This window comes from Buttiauxella agrestis ATCC 33320 (genome assembly GCF_000735355.1).
GTDB lineage: Bacteria > Pseudomonadota > Gammaproteobacteria > Enterobacterales > Enterobacteriaceae > Buttiauxella > Buttiauxella agrestis.
Genome location: NZ_JMPI01000022.1, coordinates 420,447 through 438,409 on the forward strand (window position 1 = coordinate 420,447; position 17,963 = coordinate 438,409).

General features: G+C 51.8%; 23 protein-coding genes and 1 tRNA gene. 8 read left to right on the forward strand and 16 right to left on the reverse strand.

Annotated features, from left to right (window positions below; translation table 11 throughout):
- Positions 1-56: 56 nt before the first annotated feature.
- Positions 57-470 carry a CoA-binding protein gene (locus tag GBAG_RS06625; RefSeq protein WP_034494366.1) on the forward strand — a complete coding sequence of 138 codons (414 nt, stop codon included), beginning with the start codon at positions 57-59 and terminating at the stop codon, positions 468-470.
- A 36-nt stretch (positions 471-506) separates the two neighbouring features.
- Here GBAG_RS06625 and hspQ read toward each other — a convergent pair whose 3' ends face one another.
- Positions 507-824, reverse strand: coding sequence for a heat shock protein HspQ (gene hspQ / locus GBAG_RS06630; RefSeq protein WP_034494367.1), 318 nt, complete (start codon positions 822-824; stop codon positions 507-509).
- 60 nt (positions 825-884) lie between these two features.
- The gene (gene rlmI / locus GBAG_RS06635) at positions 885-2,075 is read right to left on the reverse strand and encodes a 23S rRNA (cytosine(1962)-C(5))-methyltransferase RlmI (RefSeq protein ID WP_034494368.1); all 1,191 of its coding nucleotides are present in this window, start codon (positions 2,073-2,075) and stop codon (positions 885-887) included.
- A 90-nt stretch (positions 2,076-2,165) separates the two neighbouring features.
- On the opposite strand from rlmI, the gene yccX reads away from it, so the two are divergent.
- Entirely contained in the window at positions 2,166-2,447 is a 282-nt protein-coding gene (gene yccX, locus GBAG_RS06640; protein ID WP_034494369.1) for an acylphosphatase, read from the forward strand.
- On the opposite strand, the gene tusE is transcribed toward yccX, so the two are convergent.
- Both tusE and yccA read right to left on the reverse strand, forming a co-directional pair.
- Complete coding sequence (tusE, locus tag GBAG_RS06645; protein WP_034494614.1) at positions 2,444-2,773, reverse strand: sulfurtransferase TusE; 330 nt, start codon at positions 2,771-2,773, stop codon at positions 2,444-2,446. The two genes, yccX and tusE, sit on opposite strands and share 4 nt — an antisense overlap.
- Before the next feature lie 107 nt (positions 2,774-2,880).
- On the reverse strand, positions 2,881-3,540 hold the full coding sequence (gene yccA, locus GBAG_RS06650; protein ID WP_034494370.1) for an FtsH protease modulator YccA: 660 nt from the start codon (positions 3,538-3,540) through the stop codon (positions 2,881-2,883).
- Between the two features lie 250 nt (positions 3,541-3,790).
- On the opposite strand from yccA, the gene GBAG_RS06655 reads away from it, so the two are divergent.
- Positions 3,791-5,392: an ABC transporter substrate-binding protein gene (locus tag GBAG_RS06655; RefSeq protein WP_246864860.1), complete on the forward strand. Its 1,602-nt coding sequence runs from the start codon at positions 3,791-3,793 to the stop codon at positions 5,390-5,392.
- 163 nt (positions 5,393-5,555) lie between these two features.
- A tRNA-Ser gene (locus GBAG_RS06660) sits at positions 5,556-5,643 on the forward strand.
- 44 nt (positions 5,644-5,687) lie between these two features.
- Here GBAG_RS06660 and GBAG_RS06665 read toward each other — a convergent pair.
- Entirely contained in the window at positions 5,688-6,479 is a 792-nt protein-coding gene (locus GBAG_RS06665) for an SDR family NAD(P)-dependent oxidoreductase (RefSeq protein ID WP_034494372.1), read from the reverse strand.
- Positions 6,480-6,651: 172 nt separating this feature from the next.
- On the reverse strand, positions 6,652-7,107 hold the full coding sequence (locus tag GBAG_RS06670; protein WP_034494374.1) for a winged helix-turn-helix transcriptional regulator: 456 nt from the start codon (positions 7,105-7,107) through the stop codon (positions 6,652-6,654).
- 168 nt (positions 7,108-7,275) lie between these two features.
- Between GBAG_RS06670 and agp the strand changes: the two genes are divergently transcribed.
- Positions 7,276-8,526, forward strand: a complete 1,251-nt coding sequence (gene agp / locus GBAG_RS06675) for a bifunctional glucose-1-phosphatase/inositol phosphatase (RefSeq protein ID WP_034494376.1) — start codon at positions 7,276-7,278, stop codon at positions 8,524-8,526.
- 39 nt (positions 8,527-8,565) lie between these two features.
- Here agp and GBAG_RS06680 read toward each other — a convergent pair whose 3' ends face one another.
- Positions 8,566-8,793 carry a YccJ family protein gene (locus GBAG_RS06680; RefSeq protein ID WP_034494378.1) on the reverse strand — a complete coding sequence of 76 codons (228 nt, stop codon included), beginning with the start codon at positions 8,791-8,793 and terminating at the stop codon, positions 8,566-8,568.
- A gap of 19 nt (positions 8,794-8,812) precedes the next feature.
- Positions 8,813-9,409: an NAD(P)H:quinone oxidoreductase gene (gene wrbA / locus GBAG_RS06685; protein WP_034494379.1), complete on the reverse strand. Its 597-nt coding sequence runs from the start codon at positions 9,407-9,409 to the stop codon at positions 8,813-8,815.
- Between the two features lie 512 nt (positions 9,410-9,921).
- Between wrbA and GBAG_RS06690 the strand changes: the two genes are divergently transcribed.
- Together GBAG_RS06690 and GBAG_RS06695 are read left to right on the forward strand one after the other, a co-directional pair.
- Positions 9,922-10,098 carry a con-10 family general stress protein gene (locus GBAG_RS06690; protein ID WP_034456279.1) on the forward strand — a complete coding sequence of 59 codons (177 nt, stop codon included), beginning with the start codon at positions 9,922-9,924 and terminating at the stop codon, positions 10,096-10,098.
- A 125-nt stretch (positions 10,099-10,223) separates the two neighbouring features.
- Positions 10,224-11,132 (forward strand): DMT family transporter, encoded by a 909-nt coding sequence (locus tag GBAG_RS06695; protein ID WP_034494381.1) that lies wholly within the window; start codon positions 10,224-10,226, stop codon positions 11,130-11,132.
- A 91-nt stretch (positions 11,133-11,223) separates the two neighbouring features.
- On the opposite strand, the gene rutG is transcribed toward GBAG_RS06695, so the two are convergent.
- From rutG to rutA, 7 genes are read right to left on the reverse strand one after another with little or no spacing between them, the layout of a single operon-like run.
- Positions 11,224-12,543: a pyrimidine utilization transport protein G gene (gene rutG, locus GBAG_RS06700; protein WP_034494382.1), complete on the reverse strand. Its 1,320-nt coding sequence runs from the start codon at positions 12,541-12,543 to the stop codon at positions 11,224-11,226.
- Between the two features lie 28 nt (positions 12,544-12,571).
- Positions 12,572-13,060 carry an NADH-dependent FMN reductase RutF gene (gene rutF / locus GBAG_RS06705; RefSeq protein WP_034494384.1) on the reverse strand — a complete coding sequence of 163 codons (489 nt, stop codon included), beginning with the start codon at positions 13,058-13,060 and terminating at the stop codon, positions 12,572-12,574.
- 9 nt (positions 13,061-13,069) lie between these two features.
- Entirely contained in the window at positions 13,070-13,660 is a 591-nt protein-coding gene (locus tag GBAG_RS06710) for a malonic semialdehyde reductase (RefSeq protein ID WP_034494385.1), read from the reverse strand.
- Complete coding sequence (gene rutD / locus GBAG_RS06715; RefSeq protein WP_034494388.1) at positions 13,657-14,469, reverse strand: pyrimidine utilization protein D; 813 nt, start codon at positions 14,467-14,469, stop codon at positions 13,657-13,659. Before rutD ends, GBAG_RS06710 begins: the two co-directional genes overlap by 4 nt.
- A gap of 3 nt (positions 14,470-14,472) precedes the next feature.
- Entirely contained in the window at positions 14,473-14,859 is a 387-nt protein-coding gene (rutC, locus tag GBAG_RS06720) for a pyrimidine utilization protein C (RefSeq protein ID WP_034494390.1), read from the reverse strand.
- 14 nt (positions 14,860-14,873) lie between these two features.
- Entirely contained in the window at positions 14,874-15,572 is a 699-nt protein-coding gene (gene rutB / locus GBAG_RS06725; protein ID WP_034494391.1) for a pyrimidine utilization protein B, read from the reverse strand.
- Positions 15,572-16,663, reverse strand: a complete 1,092-nt coding sequence (rutA, locus tag GBAG_RS06730) for a pyrimidine utilization protein A (RefSeq protein WP_034494392.1) — start codon at positions 16,661-16,663, stop codon at positions 15,572-15,574. Before rutA ends, rutB begins: the two co-directional genes overlap by 1 nt.
- Positions 16,664-16,918: 255 nt before the next feature.
- On the opposite strand from rutA, the gene rutR reads away from it, so the two are divergent.
- A complete protein-coding gene (gene rutR, locus GBAG_RS06735) occupies positions 16,919-17,563 on the forward strand; it encodes an HTH-type transcriptional regulator RutR (protein ID WP_034494395.1) in 645 nt (214 codons plus the stop codon).
- Here rutR and GBAG_RS06740 read toward each other — a convergent pair.
- Positions 17,560-17,958: a lysozyme inhibitor LprI family protein gene (locus GBAG_RS06740; protein ID WP_034494397.1), complete on the reverse strand. Its 399-nt coding sequence runs from the start codon at positions 17,956-17,958 to the stop codon at positions 17,560-17,562. The genes rutR and GBAG_RS06740 overlap by 4 nt on opposite strands.
- Positions 17,959-17,963 lie beyond the last annotated feature (5 nt).

A 17,963-nucleotide genomic window follows, 5' to 3' on the forward strand; every position in this document is an offset into this window, starting at 1 on the left:
TGAGTCAGGAAGGGATGGCATACACTTTTGATTACTGAGTCCCAGCGGAGAGTGTGATGAAACAGGCAGATATCGAAACTATTCTAAAAAGCACCCGAACAATTGCTCTGGTTGGGGCGAGTGATAAGCCCGACCGGCCAAGCTATCGCGTGATGGCGTATTTGCTCGACCAGGGTTATGAAGTGATTCCTGTGTCGCCGAAAGTGGCGGGTAAAACGCTTTTAGGCCAGCAGGGTTATGGCACGTTGGCTGAAATTCCTAAAAAAATCGATATGGTGGATGTATTCCGCAATTCTGAAGCTGCGTGGGAAGTGGCGCGAGAAGCGATTGCCATTGGCGCAAAAACGTTGTGGATGCAATTGGGCGTCATCAATGAACAAGCCGCCGTACTGGCGCAAGATGCTGGGCTGAACGTGGTCATGGATAAATGCCCGGCGATAGAAATTCCGAGATTGGGTCTGGCTAAATAATTAAATAATAAAAAACCCCACAGCGTGGGGTTTTTGCTAATTACGTAGGCGAGGTGCCTGAAGTTGCTGCCGTATCGAAGCCGCCAATTCATCCATCGACGGTTGTTCGGGATGCTCGTCTTGTGACTCCCCACTTAACTGGGCTTCAGCAAGATAGGTATGCACCGCCTGGCCATCATCATCTTCCATCACTACATGATACCAGGGGGCACTACGGAGGACATCGTTGTCGGCCAGATCATCTTCCGCAGGTTCATCCAGAGAATATTCCGGGTCGATATCGACCACCACCCCCAGATAACCCAGCAAAGAATGTCGTACTTGCTGGCCAATGCCGAATTTGCTGGCAATCATAGTCACCTCCTGAGAAACATTACCTGCCATTAATGTGCGGGCAACATTCCATTTTTCAAGTTACATGATGCGACAGGCAAACCCTTTCAGATACAGCCCTTCCGGGTAGGTCGCGATCACTGGGTGATCGGCGGCCTGGCGGAACTGCTCTATAAATTGTACATCACGCCCGGCATCAACGGCGGCATCAGCGATGATTTTCTGGAATAAATCTGTCGTCATCAGTCCAGAACAAGAGAACGTCATCAGAATGCCACCCGGATTCAACAGCTGGATGGCCAGCATGTTGATATCTTTATAGCCGCGGCAAGCACCCATCAATTGGCTCTTGTTTTCGACAAACTTCGGTGGGTCCATCACGATAACGTCGAACTTCTCACCCTGGTCGCGATACTTGCGCAGCAGTTTAAATACATCATCACGCAAGAACTCAGCTTTGCTCAAATCGAGTTTGTTCAGCTCAACGTTTTGCTTCGCAACATCAAGCGCATCCTGAGAGGTGTCCACGCTGACAACCTGGCTACATCCGCCCATCAAAGCAGAAACCGCAAAACCACCGGTATAAGAGAAACAGTTCAGCACACGCTTATCTTTCACATACTGGCGAGTGGCAAAACGGCTGTCACGCTGGTCAAGGTAGTAACCCGTTTTATGGCCGCCTTTGATATCGACCAGCAACTTCATGCCGTGCTCTTCAATTGGCAATAAATCAGGTGGCAGTTCACCGCTGACCGGGCCTTGCGTTAATTCCATACCTTCTTTCTTACGCACCGCTACGTCAGAACGGTCGTAAATCGCGCATTCTGGGTAGAGGTTTTGCAAAGCAGCAACCAGTGCCGGGCGCTGATATTCCGCACCGGCTGAAAGCAATTGCAGCACTAAAAAATTGCCGAAACGATCGATAGTGACGCCTGGCATTCCATCGGACTCGCCTGCAATCAGGCGATAGCTGTCCAGCCCGTCACGCGCGGCGAGCCATTCGCGCCAAAGTTGCGCCTGCTTTAAACGACGAATGAAGAATTCAATATCAATGCTTTCGTTGGCATCAAATGTCCAGACGCGAGCACGAATTTGCGACGATGGGGAATAAGCGGCGCGGGCTAACCATTTGCCCTGGCTATCCACGACATCAATCGTTTCACCAAGGTTGGCTTTGCCTTCCATGCGTGCAACGGCACCAGAAAACACCCACGGATGACGGCGCAATAACGATTTTTCGCGCCCTTTGGTTAACACTAAACGTACACTCATAATTTGCTATGCTTTCTTGCTAATAATTGGGCGTCATTTTCCGGCTTACACCGGCTAAATGCAACGCAAGAACCCGAAACGGAGGAAGTTATGGCCACAGTATGCACACTTGCCTGGGTCCACGGCCTGGTTCAGGGCGTCGGTTTTCGTTACAGCACCCAGCGCGAGGGGTTAAAACTGGGGTTAACCGGTTATGCCCGCAATATGGATGACGGTAGCGTTGAGGTATTGGCCTGCGGTGAAGCGCAACAGGTTGAGGCGCTCATCGCATGGCTAAAAGCTGGGGGGCCGCGCAGTGCCAGGGTGGATAAAGTGCTGACAGAACCTCACCAACCTGACCGCCAATGGACAGACTTTAGTATTCGCTACTAAATGCATTTCACCGGCTTTGGTAGGCCAGCAATTTTCGTTGCCTGCTTAGCCGGCCCTTTTGGAAACAATCGATACAGATAACGGCTATTGCCTTTTTCGTCTCCGAATTTGTTTGCCATGGCTTTAACCAGCATCCGAATTGCCGGGGAAGTATTAAATTCGAGATAAAACTCGCGCACGAATCTCACCACTTCCCAGTGCTCTACGGCAAGCGTAATGCCTTCTTTGGCGGCAATCGCTTCGGCAAGCGGTTCGCTCCACTCCTGGCTATTTTTAAGATAACCATCGGCATCGGTTTCTATCTCACGGCCTTCAAACATCAACATCATTATTCTTTGCTCCAGACAAACTGGGCGCAGTGTAGCAAATTTACCGGGCCAGAAAAAACAAAGCCCCGCAGATGCGAGGCTTGGGTGTGAGGTGCTCTGTGCGATTAATCGCGGCTTGCGAAGCCCAGAATGCTCAACAGGCTGATGAAGATATTGTACAGAGAAACGTACAAGCTCACCGTTGCGCGAATGTAGTTGGTTTCGCCACCACGGATGATATTGCTGGTTTCAAACAAAATCGCACCGGATGAAATCAGAATAAACACCGCGCTTATTGCCAGATGCAGAGCAGGCAATTGCAGGAAGATGTTTGCCACCATACCGATAAGCACGACAACCACGCCCGCCATCAGCATACCGCCGAGGAAGGACATGTCTTTTTTGGTGGTCAGCACATAAGCAGAGCAGCTGAAGAACACCAGTGCGGTGCCGCCCAGCGCCATGCCAATGACATCGCCCATACCGGCAGAGATGTAGGAATTCAGCATTGGCCCAAGGATATACCCCAGGAATCCCGTAAAGGCGAACGCAGCCAGAATACCGGTCGGCTTATCCGCCAGGCGATAGGTTAAAAACATCAGCCCATACATGCCGACCAGCGTCAGAATCAAACCTGGGGATGGCAGCATCAGCACGGTGCTGGCGGTTGCGGTAATCGCAGAAAACGCCAGCGTCAGGCTGAGCAGGAAATAGGTATTACGCAGTACCTTGTGGGTACTCAGCAGTGACGAACGGTCACGCGAGGAAGTAATTATGCGATCCATTCAGAAACTCTCTCTTATAGCAGTGGTTATAGTGAATGAGAGTAATGGCCTCCTTTATTGCAATAAAGTCCTTTTACCCATCTTTACCTTGCCGGGCATTATTTCACAGACCAGACCTCCGTCATAAAACTCACTTATATGTGGCTGAAATTTATTGCTTTATCTATTTCGGCTGCTAAGAGTGTTAACCGTACCGTCGTTAATAACTCAAATAAGGCGTGTTATGAAAACAAATAACCACATCACATTTATGAAATCGTTTATCGCAATTGGACTGGCTAGTGCAATTTCAGGTGCCTGGGCGGCTAACGTTCCAGCAGGAACCGAACTGGCTGCGAAACAGGAACTAGTACGCAACAATGGCAGCGAACCGGCTTCACTTGATCCTCATAAAGTAGAAAGTAGTGTGGAGTCGGCAATTATCAGTGATTTTTTTGAAGGGCTGGTAGAGGTACGCAACGATGGTTCCATCGAGCCAAGACTGGCCGACAAGTGGGAACAAAAAAGCAGCACGGAATGGGTTTTCCATCTTCGCCCAGGTATTAAATGGTCCAACGGTGAGCCGATCACTGCTGAAGATGTGGTCTGGAGTTGGCAGCGCCTTGTTGATCCTAAAATAGGATCACCTTATGCGAGCTATCTCGGCAATATGCATGTGGAAAATGCGGCGGATATTGCAGAGGGTAAAAAATCTCCTGATACGTTAGGTGTGAAAGCGTTAGATGCAACCACGCTACAAGTTACGCTGACTCAACCTACTGCCGCCTTCCTCGCAATGCTCGCTCACACCTCGCTGGTGGTGGTTGATAAAGCCGTCGTTGAGAAGTTTGGCGACAAATGGACGCAACCGGCCAATTTTGTCAGCAGTGGGCCATACACACTTTCTGATTGGGTAGTAAACGAAAAAGTTATCGGGGTGCGTAATAAAAACTATTGGGACGATAGCCACACCGTAATTAACAAAGTGACTTATTTACCCATTGCTTCTGAAACCTCAGACATCAACCGCTATAAAGCCGGTGAAATTGATATTGTTTTGACTGTGCCGCAAACGCTGTACGCTTCACTGAAGAAATCTATACCCGATCAAGTCCATGTGACGCCTAAGCTTGCGACCTACTACTACCAATTTAATACCACTAAAGCGCCATTTAACGACCCGCGTGTGCGGCGTGCGCTGAACATGGCACTGGATAAAGACATCATCGCTGAAAAAGTGCTGGGGCAGGGGCAAATCCCGGCCTGGGTCATCAGCCAGAAAGATATTGGTGGTGTTGAACTCAAATCACCTGATTACGCCAGTTGGAGCCATGAGAAGCGTGTAGCGGAAGCGAAAAAGCTTCTGGAAGAAGCGGGGTTTAATGCCACCCATCCGTTGAAATTCAATCTGTTGTACAACACCTCTGAATCGCATCAACGCATTGCCATTGCCGCCAGTTCAATGTGGAGCAAAAACCTGGGAGTTGAAGCGAAACTGCAAAACCAGGAATGGAAAACCATGCTTGATACGATGCACAGCGGGACATTTGACGTGGTGCGTTATGCATGGATTGCTGATTACGACGATGCAGCGACATTCCTGAATAACTTCCGCACTGGCGATAGCGAAAATACCTCGGAGTACAGCAATGCCGCTTTTGATGACGCACTAAAAAATGCAGCCAAAGCAGACAATGTGGAACAGCGCGGTAAGTTCTACCAACAAGCCGAAGATAAACTGGCGGAAGATGTGCCAGCCATTCCGGTTTATCACTATGTGCTGGTCCAGTTAGTGAAACCTTATGTCGGCGGATACGCGCCAAACAACCTTGGTTTCTACTACACCAAAGATATGTACATCAAAAAACATTGATAGTCGGCGCGTTGCAGGCGGCAAAACTTGCAACAAATTCTGATGTTAAATTACTCAAGTTGTTGGCGTTTCACTCAAACAGCGCGAGTTTGGTGATTTATCAGGCGAACGAACAAAATCGTGCTTTACAGGAAGTATGGGGATGTTTATAGTTCGCCTCGTTGGAAGCGTGGCCGAGTGGTTGAAGGCACCGGTCTTGAAAACCGGCGATCCGAAAGGGTTCTAGAGTTCGAATCTCTACGCTTCCACCAACATTCAAGCCCTAGCTTAGAAATAAGCTGGGGCTTTTTCGTTTTTACTTCTGGTAACGCGGTGCCGGAACGCCCGTCAGGCAGCTTTCAAAAACAGCCAGTCGCGCTGATTCATAGGCTTCCCATTTCGCCAGGTCATGCAGAGGCGGAATCGTCACCGCTTCGCCTTGATCCAGGCCCGCTAACGCCGCATCGACCAGATTCTCCGTGGTCATGATGGCGGCGGGTGGCAGATTTTCCATAGAAACACCGGACACCTCCCAGATTTCTGTCGCCGTCATGGCGGGCAATACCGCCTGAATCTTCACGTTGGTACCCGCCACTTCCTCCTGCAAACCTCTTGTGAAATTCAGCACATAACCCTTGGTGCCGCTGTACACCGAACTTCCTGCGCGCGCATGCAGCGAAACGACCGAGGCAACGTTAATCAGCGTGCCGCTGTTTTGTGCCTGAAAACGGGTGAGGGCGGCAAGGCTCAGGCGTGTCAGCGCGGTGATATTAAGCGCTATATCGGCCTGATGTAACTCAGCGCTGCCTGCCGTAAATGGCGCAAGGTGTGCGACACCGGCATTATTGACCAACACACTTATCCGTTCATTGCTGCGAAGTGACTTTTCCACCGCCTGCATGCCGCTCTCCTTTGCGAGATCGGCGGTTAATGTCTGAACGTTGATACCGTGCAGAGATTCCAGTTTTGCTGCCAGTTCACGCAGGCGATCTTCGCGACGTGCAACCAACAGCAGATCGTATCCGCGAGCGGCGAAGCGCTCTGCATAAACCGCGCCAATGCCTGAAGATGCGCCGGTAATTACTGCAACAGAAGGGGAAGTGGTCATGGCAAAGCCTCGTGGGTGAAAGTAAATTTTAGGTTTCATTATGAAACTAAATTAAAAATAGATTTAATGGTTTTATAATGCAACCAAATTATGCGGAATTTTTTCTTTCTGCGTTTGTTGGAGAGGAATGGATGGGGCGGATAAATAGAACTTTTATCCACCCTTCAACAGGTTACTCGACGGGAATAGCTGGGATTTGTGCGACCACTTCTTCAGGGGCGAGAGTGCGTCCATCCTGTGCTTGTAGCGTGAGTTTACGCAGAGGTTGATGCAGTTCGTCGTCAACCAACACGCTGCATTTTTCGTGGCTATCAAACAGATAATCGCCACCCCATTGCGCCAGCGCAACCAGCACTGTTTGCAGGGCGCGGCCTTTTTCAGTTAACACATATTCATTCCATGCGCTGCCGTCGGTTGCGGGGCGAACCGTCAAAATGTCTTGCTCAACCAGTTGTTTTAAGCGCTGAGTCAGCATGTTTTTGGCGATGCCGAGGTTTTTTTGGAACTCACCAAAACGCGTCAGGCCGTTCAGTGCATCGCGCACAATCAGCAACGACCACCAGTCACCGATGATATCAAGCGACCGGGCTACCGGGCAGATACTGCCTTCCATACTTTTGCGTTTCATTTGACCTCCACAGCACATCATTTGGTTTTATTATAAAACCCATTATCCATATTGAATAGTTTTCCTTCTTCCTCTGTTTTTGCGACAGGCTCAAAAGGCGGTTGCGCTATTTTCTGCCAAACTGAATGCGGCACTTCATTCGTGCCATAACATCTTGAGGATAAAGGGATGAATAAAAAAACGATTGCAACATTACTGGCTATGGCTTACTTCGCACCTGCACTGGCGCACGCCGAAACCGCGCCACAGGGTTACAAACTTGAACAAGTGTTGCTGATGAGTCGCCATAACTTGCGCGCCCCACTGGCTAACAATGGCAGCGTGCTGGAACAATCCACGGCTCAGTCATGGCCTGAATGGGATGTGCCGGGTGGGCAGCTCACCACTAAAGGCGGCGTGCTGGAAGTGTATATGGGCCATTACTTACGTGAATGGCTTGCCGAACAAGGGCTGGTCAAAAGTGGTGAATGCCCAACGCCACAAAGCGTTTACGCCTACGCTAACAGCTTGCAACGCACCGTCGCTACGGCGCAGTTTTTTATCACCGGGGCGTTTCCTGGATGTGATGTTCCTGTCCATCATCAGGAAAAAATGGGCACCATGGACCCAACCTTCAACCCGGTCATCACCAATGATTCGCCTGAGTTTAAGCAAGCCGCTCTGAAGGCGATGGAAACCCAGCGCGAGCACTTCAAACTGGACGACAGCTACCAGCTACTGGAGCAAATTGTCGCATTCAAAGATTCGCCAGGTTGCAAAGAAAAACAGGTGTGTGACCTGACCGCGCAGAAAGACAAATTTAGCGCCAATGCCACAGAAGAACCTGGCGTGAGTGGCCCACTCAAAGTCGGTAACTCGCTGGTAGATGCGTTTACGCTGCAATATTACGAAGGCTTCCCGGTAGATAACGTCGCCTGGGGGAAAATCAAAACCGACCAGCAGTGGAAGGTATTATCCCAGCTGAAAAATAGTTATCAGGACACGCTGTTTACCTCGCCACAAGTGGCGCGAAATGTCGCCGCACCGCTGATCAAATACATTCAGAAAGCGTTGGCGGGCAATGATAATAAAGGGCCAAAAATCACGTTGCTGGTTGGGCATGACTCCAACATTGCGTCGCTGCTGACGGCACTGGATTTCAAACCTTATCAATTGCCTGAGCAATATGAACGTACGCCAATTGGCGGGAAAATCATGTTCCAGCGTTGGCATGATGCGGATAACAATCGTGAATTGATGAAGGTGGAGTACGTCTATCAAAGCACCGAGCAGTTGCGTAAAGCGGATGTATTAAGCCTGCAACAACCTCCGCAGCGTGTGACGCTCCAGCTTAACGGTTGTCCGACCGATGCGAATGGTTTTTGCCCGTGGGATAAATTTACCGAAGTGTTAGCGCAATCGGTGAGTCAGGCGAAGTAAAAGAAAGGGGATCCCCCGCCGTGAGCGGGGGAAATCGGACTACACGTTTTTCCGCTCGATGGTTTGCTCGCCCCAAAATAGCGAATCTTTATCCGTTTTTTCAAATGCCAACGTTAAGACTTCGTCGTTGCCATCTTCCCAAATTTTCTCAGCTAATTTTTCGTCGTATTTTGCCACTTCAAAAATAGCCTCTGCTATTTCAGGAGAAGTGTTTCTCAAACTCGCCCATTCACCAACATGATGAACTTTTGATTGTTGATTCTGCATGCTCTCCTCCGTAATGAATTTAACCGTTCAGTTTAACCGCCAGTCGCGCGACGTGTTCGCCCTGGAAGCGCGCAATCGACAGCTCTTCCTGGCTCGGCTGGCGCGAACCGTCTGCTCCGGCAATCGTTGTTGCACCGTAAGGCGTCCCACCACGAACCTGTGAAACATCAAACAATTCTTGTGCCGCGTAACCGATAGGGACAATCACCATGCCGTGGTGGGCAAGTGTGGTCCAGGTTGAAGAGATGGTATGTTCCTGGCCGCCGCCAGTGCCGGTTGAACTAAACACGCTGGCAAGTTTGCCGTGTAAAGCGCCAGATGCCCATAAGCCACCCGTTTGATCGAGGAAGGTGCGCATCTGCCCGGACATATTGCCAAAGCGGGTTGGAGTGCCAAAAATAATCGCGTCGTAATCGGCAAGCTCTTGTGGTGTGGCTTGCGGGGCATTTTGCGTCTTACCCCCGGCTTTTAAGAATGCATCGGCGGGCATGGTTTCCGGGACGCGTTTCACCGTTACCTCTACGCCATCAACCTTCTGTGCACCTTCTGCCACAGCGTGTGCCATGGTTTCGATGTGTCCGTACATTGAATAATAAAGCACCAGAACTTTAGCCATTTCGCTTCACTCCTTACCTGTGTCGCAGCGTTTGCTGCCGTACTTTAAAGATAAGTGCTGTGGCTCAGACTGCAACCTTGAGTGCCGATTCCTTGATCCTTCACAATATGGCAGGCATTTGAGGGGAAATGTCGCATTACGTCACATTTTCCTGAGGTGACTATTTCACTAAAAATAAGAAAGTCTTATGGATTAAGCGGCGAAAAAATCACCCATTCTGGCGATTACATGTTGCAAGATATTACGATTAACTGGTCAATTACCCTCACTGCACTAAGCTTACTTCCACGCGGCAACGTTAATACTCGTCATATTTCAAGCCGCAGGGGTGTTGGCTTCACTCACTTACCCGAATCACTTACTTATGTAAGCTCATCGGGATTAGTTCCCTTGCCGCCTTCCTGCGACTCGAATTATTTAGAGTATGTTTTGTTCGCGCGGTGAAAGAATCTTCTTTGACCGAATGCAATATGATCTCTTAACTATTTCGCAATCCAATCTGGAGGTTAGAAATGGCAAACCATCGTGGTGGGTCAGGTAATTTCGCTGAAGACCGTGAAAGAGCATCAGAAGCAGGTCGCAAAGGTGGCCAGCATAGTGGCGGGAACTTCAAAAATGACCCGCAACGTGCCTCAGAAGCAGGCCAGAAAGGGGGCAAAAATAGCCACGGCAAAGGTAGCAGTAAGTAATCATACGCAGCCTGGTTAACCCCAACCGCCGGTGAAAGCCGGCGGTTTTATTTTGTCTGTCCCATTGCGCGGCCCCCCGTCGCACAGCACACTATCCGGCTTGCTTATTCCGCTTCGGTATTTCCATGTCAGCCCTATTGCGCCGTTACCAATTTGCCATAAAACCCCAGGAAGCCATCCTGATCCTCATTACCATGTTTTGGGGTGGGACATTCCTTGCCGTGTCATATGCGATGACGATGAGCGGGCCGTTCTTTTTCGTCGGATTACGCTTTGCCACCGCCGCGCTGGCGGTTGGTTTGCTGTCACTAAAAACACTGCGCGGCCTGACCTGGCTTGAGGTCAAAGCTGGTGTGTTTATCGGGGTGTCGATTGCGATAGGTTACAGCATGCAAACCTGGGGTCTACAGACCATTCCCAGCAGCAAATCCGCATTTATTACCGCGATGTACGTGCCGCTGGTGCCCGTTCTGCAATGGATTTGTCTGGGCAGAATGCCGGGTGTGATGTCCTGGATTGGCGTAGCACTTGCGTTTATCGGCCTGATTTTTCTTGCCGGGCCGGACGGCACCTCGTTAACGCTTGGCGCGGGTGAAATTATCACGCTGATTAGCGCCCTGGCGATTGCCGCAGAAATCATTCTTATCAGCGCCTGGGCGGGGAAAGTGGATATTAAACGCGTCACGATTGTGCAGCTTGCAACCGCCTCGATTGTTGCGTTTGCCACCATGATTCCGGCTGGCGAAAGTGTTCCTGCATTTACTCCTGATTTGCTGGCTATTGCGTTAGGTCTTGGGATTTTCAGCGCCATTATTCAAGTGACGATGAACTGGGCGCAACGCAGCGTTTCCCCGACGCGAGCGACGGTGATTTATACCGGTGAACCGGTTTGGGCAGGTATTTTCGGGCGTATTGCCGGAGAACGATTACCCGTTTTGGCACTACTGGGTGGCGCGTTGATTGTGCTGGGCGTGTTGGTCAGCGAGCTAAAACTCAAACGCAAAAAGAAGCAGGAATCACTCTCAGCATTGTAGAGACCGGATATGTCTGTTTTGTCGGGGGTCGCTACGCTAGCCCGACCTACAACGACTTACTGTAGGTCGGATAAGCGAAGCGTCATCCGACTTATGGAACGACTGCGCCGTCGGCAATAACCACCGGGCGGCGGCTCAAAATAGCGTTCAGTATAATCGCGCCAAAAGTAGCCGTCCCAATCCCGCCGAGCGTGAAACCACCGATCGTTAAGGCGAAATCACCCGCCCCCAATACCAGCGTTACCGCCACCATAATCAGGTTGCCGTTCTGGCTTAAATCAACATTGTGCTGCACCCAAATCCGTGCCCCCGCTACGGCTATCAAGCCAAACACCACAATAGATGCGCCGCCAATCACTGGCCCCGGAATAGTATGGATAAGCGCGCCAAATTTTGGTGAAAAACCCAATAACATAGCGATGCCGGAGGCGGCGACAAACACGAGTGTTGAATAGACTTTTGTCACCGCCATCACACCGATATTTTCCGCGTAAGTCGTCACGCCGCTGCCGCCGACCGAGCCTGAAAGCATGGTTGCCAGGCCATCGCCGACAAACGCTTTGCCGATGTACGGGTCCATATTTTTACCCGTCATCCCGGCAACGGCTTTTAAATGTCCGAGGTTTTCTGCCACCAGAATCACCGCCACGGGCGCTATCAGCATCATCGCCTGCACGTTAAACGTCGGTGAAGTCATTTGCGGAATACCGAACCATGCCGCAGCACCAATCAGCGCAAAATCCACCGGTTTACCGAAGCCAAAACCATTTGCCAGCACCGCGTAAATGGCGCAGGCGAGAATGAGGCCAATCAGAATTAACAAGCGTTGGATCATGCCTCGGGTAAACACCGCAACCAGCCCGATACACATCACCGTCATGACCGCCATCCAGCTATCGAAGCTGCTGGCGGAAACGCCCCGCACCGCAATGGGTGCCAGATTCAGGCCGATGGCCATCACCACTGCACCGGTCACTACGGGAGGCATCAGCCGTTCAATCCAGCGCGTTCCGGCCTTCATCACCACAAACCCAATCAGCGTATACACCAGGCCACAGGCGATAATTCCGCCGAGCGCCACGCTTAAATGCGGGTTTAAGCCTTGCCCGTTAAAGCCGGTCACTGCAATCACCACGCCGACAAACGCGGCACTCGAGCCTAAGTAACTCGGTACGCGCCCTCCGGTGACCAGGAAGAATAGCAGCGTCCCAACCCCCGACATTAATATCGACAAATTAGGATCAAGCCCCATCAAAAGCGGCATCAGTACCGTTGCGCCAAACATTGCCACCGCATGCTGCACGCCCATCACCAGCGTTTGACCGAGCGGCAGCGTTTCATCCGGGGCGATGACTCCGCCTTCCGTTATCGCAGATTTTTTACGCCATTGTGGAAACCAGGAATTCGCCATACTCATCTCCAGAGGGAACACGTTTCGGCTAACAGGCAGGCCGCATCAGTTGGTGATAGCCACGGTCAAACCACACCAGACCGTGGGACTCGTCGTTACGTTCAAGAGCCACTAATTCACAGAATAAAATGTCATGCGTGCCCACACTGACGACCTGGCTGATACGGCAATCAAAAGAGACAATGGCCCCTTCAAGTTGCGGACAACCTGTCGCACCGTTTCGCCAGCGCGCGGCGGAAAAGCGCTCGGTCATGGCGGTTTTTCCGCCAAACAGATTGGATAACGCTTCGTGTCCGGCGGCCAGAGTGTTGACACATAGCGCCTCGTTGCGGTTAAAAATCGGCCACACCGAAGCGCTACGATTCAGGCAAACCAGCAGGGTTGGCGGGTCATCTGTGACGCTGCACACCGCTGATGCGGTAAAGCCCGCGCGTCCGGCAGGGCCGTCGGTGGTGACGATATTCACCGCCGCCCCCAGGCACGACATCGCATCGCGGAAGATTTGTTTCTCAATCATCTTTGCTCCTTAAGCCACGCGGCAAGCGGCTTCAAACGCTAAACGTGGCAGACGCGTATGGGCTTTTGCCGGGTCGCCATAACCGATGTTTATCAGCAAATTACTTTTCCAGCCGTTGGCGCTGAAAAACTCCGTATCGACTTTTTCACGGTCAAACCCGGACATCGGCCCGGTGTCGAAACCGAGCGCCCGACAGGCCGCAATCAGATAGGCCGCTTGCATGGAGCTGTTGCGAAATGCCGTTTCTTCTGCCAGCTCCGGGCTTGAGGTAAACCAGGCGCGGGCGTCGGCGTAAGGGAACAACGTCGGCAATTGTTCAAAGAAAGCAGGATCCCAGGCCACGATGGCGGTCACAGGCGCGCTCATGGTTTTGTCGATATTGCCTGATGACAGCGCGGATTTAAGACGTGCTTTTGCCTCCGGGCTGCGGATAAATAAAAAGCGTGCAGGCGAACAGTTGGCGGAGGTTGGGCCAAGGCGCATCAGGTTATAAATCTCGGCAAGCTGGGTATCACTCACCGGTTTATCCAGCCACGCGCTGTGGGTTCGAGCGCCGGTAAACAGCGTTTCCAGCGCCTCGCTTGAGAGGGCATGACTCATACATTTTCCTTCTGAAAAGAGGGTTCGATTTGCTGCAAAGCGCTCATTGCGCTCAGAAACCGTTGATTAAAATTGTTCGCGTCAGTGACGTTGCAGGCGTGTCCACCCCACGGCATCACTTCAAGCGTGCTTTCAGGCAGCGCTTCATGTAATTCCACAGAACAATTCCACGGCACCAGAAGATCGTCGCGGGAGCAAATCAGCAGCACCGGCTGGTGAATATGTGCGGCTGTGTCGTGGAAATCAGCCGCTTTCAGCGCATTCAGGCGGCGAGTCAGATTTTCAGCTCCCTGAAAGTGCGCATTGTGCATCGCTTCTTCGGCCTCGAGGCACGGCTGATTCGCCGCCATCCAGTCTGCCGGGTAGAGAAAAAGCGGTTGAGCCTGCAAATAGGCGGTTGGGCCACTATCGCGCAGCAGCGTTTCACGCACCGCAAAACAGCGCCGTGTATGGGCATTGAGCTGCAACCAGCCATTAATTATCGCAATGCGATCAATAGACGCCGGGTAGTCCAACGCCAGTTGCAGGGCGACCAGCCCGCCGAGCGCATGTCCGAGCACGCTGTAATGCGTAATGCCCTGTTGCAACACGGCGCTGTGGATTTCATAAGCCATATCGGCAAGCGAGTAATCATTGGGTAGCGGCTCGCGGTTCACGCCAGTTCCGCGCTGGTCGTACACCACCAGTTGGTAATGTTCGCTCAGTGCCGCTCGTTGTGGCAGCCAGTAATTGCCAGTTCCTCCAAGCCCCGCAATCAAGAGCAGAACGGGGGCGTCGGGGAAGGGCGCTGGAGTCAGCTCAATTTGCATAAGCTATTTCCCGATATGAGCGACGCTGGCGATTTCAACCAACGCATCGGGTTTTACCAGCCCGCACTGAATGCAGAAGCGGGCCGGTTTTTCACCGGGGAAAAACTCGGCGTACACTTCGTTGATGGCGGCGTAGTTGCTCCAGTCGGTGATGAAAATTGAGTTAAACGTCACGTCATCCAGGGTGCCGCCTGCGGTTTCAATCACCGATTTTATGGTTTCCAGCACATGGCGCGTCTGGGCTTTGGCGTCTCCGACATACACCACATTGTTTTGCTTATCGAACGGCAACGTGCCGGAGACATACACCACGCCATCGGCCAGCGTGCCCGGTACAAATGGCGCAATAGGGGTTGTGGTTCCCGGCGGAATAATCACAGTTTTCGGCATCGGCATTCTCCTGTTCAGGCAATTCGGGCAAGGGATGGCGGCTGTAACGCCTGGCAAAACGTGCCGACGTCGCTCACCCAACCAAAGAAGGTTTCAATATTGAAAAGTGCGGCTTGCTGCGCAAACGCAGGCCCGGCCTGATGCGTGGCGTCGGCTAAAACCACGCCAAAATATTCGAGGAAAAAGCCATCGCGTAGTGTCGATTCCACGCAAACGTTGGTGGCGATACCGGTAAACACCAGGTGGCGAATACCCCGCGACCGCAAAATGCTATCCAGCGGCGTGTTAAAGAAACCGCTGTAACGAGGTTTGGGCAGCACGATATCACCCGGCTGCGGCACCAGTTCGTCCACCAGTTGGTAATCCCAGCTGCCTTTTGCCAGCAGTTTTCCCTGTAATTCCGGCTGCTTGCGCATGGTTTTGAGAGCGTTGGACTTGTGGAAATTCGGCGAACCTGGCCCGCCAGCTTCGACATAATCGCTGTCCCAACCGTTCTGGAACCAGACAATCAACATGCCAGCTTCCCTAGCGGCGGCCACCGCTGTTTTAATGTTTTCGATAACCGGTTTGGTTGCTGAAACATCAAAGCCCGCAAGGTCCAGATAACCGCCCTGGCTTGCGTAAGCATTTTGCATATCGACGACGATCAGCGCCGTTTGTTCAGCGGCAAAAGTGATGGCTTCGGGGCGAGCATCAAGAGTGATTTGTTTCATCACGCCACCTCGCGAGCAGAAGGGGAAAGATGCGTACGCGACTGCATCAGCGGTTGGATTTTTTCGCCGAAAGCTTCAATGCCAGCGAGGAAATCATCAAAGGTGAGCAGTACGCCTTCGGCACCGGGAACGGTGGCGACTTCATCCAGTAGACGGGCGACGGTGGCGTAAGAGCCCACCAGGGTGCCCATGTTGATATTCACGGCTGAAGTGGGGTCTGCCATCTGGCGCACGTTGGTATCGGAACCGGAACGCGTGTCTTTTTGACTTTGTTCGGTCAACCACGCCAGCGCTTCTTCATCGGCACCCGCTTTGTAGTGCTCCCATTTGGCCCGGGCGGCCTCGTCGGTTTCATCGGCGATAATCATAAACAGTACGTAGGAACCGACATCGCGCCCGGTTATTTGCGCCGCTTCAACCATGCGCGCGGCAGTGGGAGCGAAGGCGGTTGGCGTATTTACACCTTTGCCAAAGCAGAAGTTGTAGTCGGCATATTCGGCAGAAAATGCCATGCCAGCGTCGCTCTGCCCAGCGCAAATCATTTTTACTGGCTGAGAGGGACGCGGGCTTAAGCGGCAATCGTTCATGGTGAAAAACTCACCTTTTAAATCACTTTGCCCGGTTCCCCACAAATCGCGCAGTACCGTGGCGTATTCAGAAAGGTAGTCGTAGCGACGAGCGAAATATTCATCGCCCGGCCAGATGCCCATTTGCTCGTATTCCGGCTTCTGCCAGCCGGTCACCAGATTCACCCCAAAGCGCCCCGGTGCGATGGAATCAATGGTCGACGCCATTCGCGCCACGATGGCAGGCGGCAATGTGAGCGTGGCCGCTGTCGCGTAGATCTTAATTTTGGATGTCACCGCCGCAAGCCCTGCCATCAGACTGAATGACTCGAGGTTATGATCCCAAAATTCAGTTTTGCCGCCAAAGCCGCGCAGTTTGATCATCGAGAGGGCAAAGTCGAAATCGTAATATTCGGCTTTTTGCACAATCGCTTTGTTCAGCTCAAACGTGGGCATGTATTGCGGCGCGTTAGTAGAAATTAACCAGCCGTTGTTGCCGATAGGAACAAATACGCCAATTTTCATCACAAGCCTCTCTGGAAATGGTTGCTTTCAGTTGAGTCTTTGCAAGCCGGATGCCAGGTTGGAAAACTGGTTTGTTATCATCATGTTGATAATTGGTTTCTATTTTTGATGTATTAAAATCAGACTGTTTGGTCAAAATTAGTGCACAAAAAACAGGCGTCAGTGCGCGTTCAGGGTGCAAAGGGGCGCAAACAGATCGTTGTCGCAAGGCGCTTTTGCTATGCTGTTGGGCAAAACCGAATAAAGAGAAATGGCATGGCACAAGGTGGCGCAGCAACCAAAGAAACCGGACGGCGCGTGCGTGCGGTCGCAGCGAAAAAGCAGGCAATTCTGGCTGCGGGACTGGAGTTTTTCTCCCAGTTTGGCATTCACGGCACCAGCATCGAGCAGGTCGCTGAGCGTGCCGAAGTGTCGAAAACCAATCTTCTCTATTATTACCCTTCCAAAGAAGCGCTCTACGTCGCGGTGCTCAAACAAATTCTGGATATCTGGCTGGCGCCGTTGCGTGCTTTTCGTGAAGATTTACAGCCGCTGGTGGCGATAGGCGAATACATCCGTTTGAAACTTGAAGTTTCACGTGATTACCCGCAGGCCTCGCGCTTGTTCTGCCTCGAAATGCTGCAAGGCGCACCGTTGCTGAAAGAAGAATTAACCGGGGATTTAAAAACGCTGGTGGATGAAAAATCGGCCATTATTGCCGGTTGGGTCGAGAGCGGAAAACTGGCGGCGGTAGACCCGCACCATTTGATTTTTATGCTGTGGGCAACCACTCAGCACTACGCTGACTTCGCAAGCCAGGTTGAAGCGGTGGCGGGCAGCAATCTTCAGGACGAGGCGTTTTTCCGCCGCACGGTTGAAAACGTGCAGCGGATGATTATCGAAGGTATTCGGGTGCGTTAATTTGAGCCTGGATGGAAAACACAGCTTACGTCGCCTTCTTCGCAATTGAGCGTGCTTTTCAGCAGCTCCGTGCGCTCACGGGTTTTGTCTGTCATACATTGTGCGTGCACCATTGGGGCGACGGATGCGCCGTCAGCGCCAGAGGTTAAGAATGCACAGTCGGCATCGCGAAAAGCAATCCACGCATTTTGCGCCGCTTTGAGCTGGGTTTTCTGAGTATCCGTGGCGAGCTTCATTGCCTTCTGATAAGTCTGATTGAGCAAATCATCCTGCTTTTTATATTCTTTGCCGTAACACTCATTCAGTCCAGCCTGCGATGTCTCGTTATCGCAACTGTCGGCAAGCACATTGGCGCTTAATAACAGGCAAGAAATAAGTAAACAAACGCGTTTCATCATCA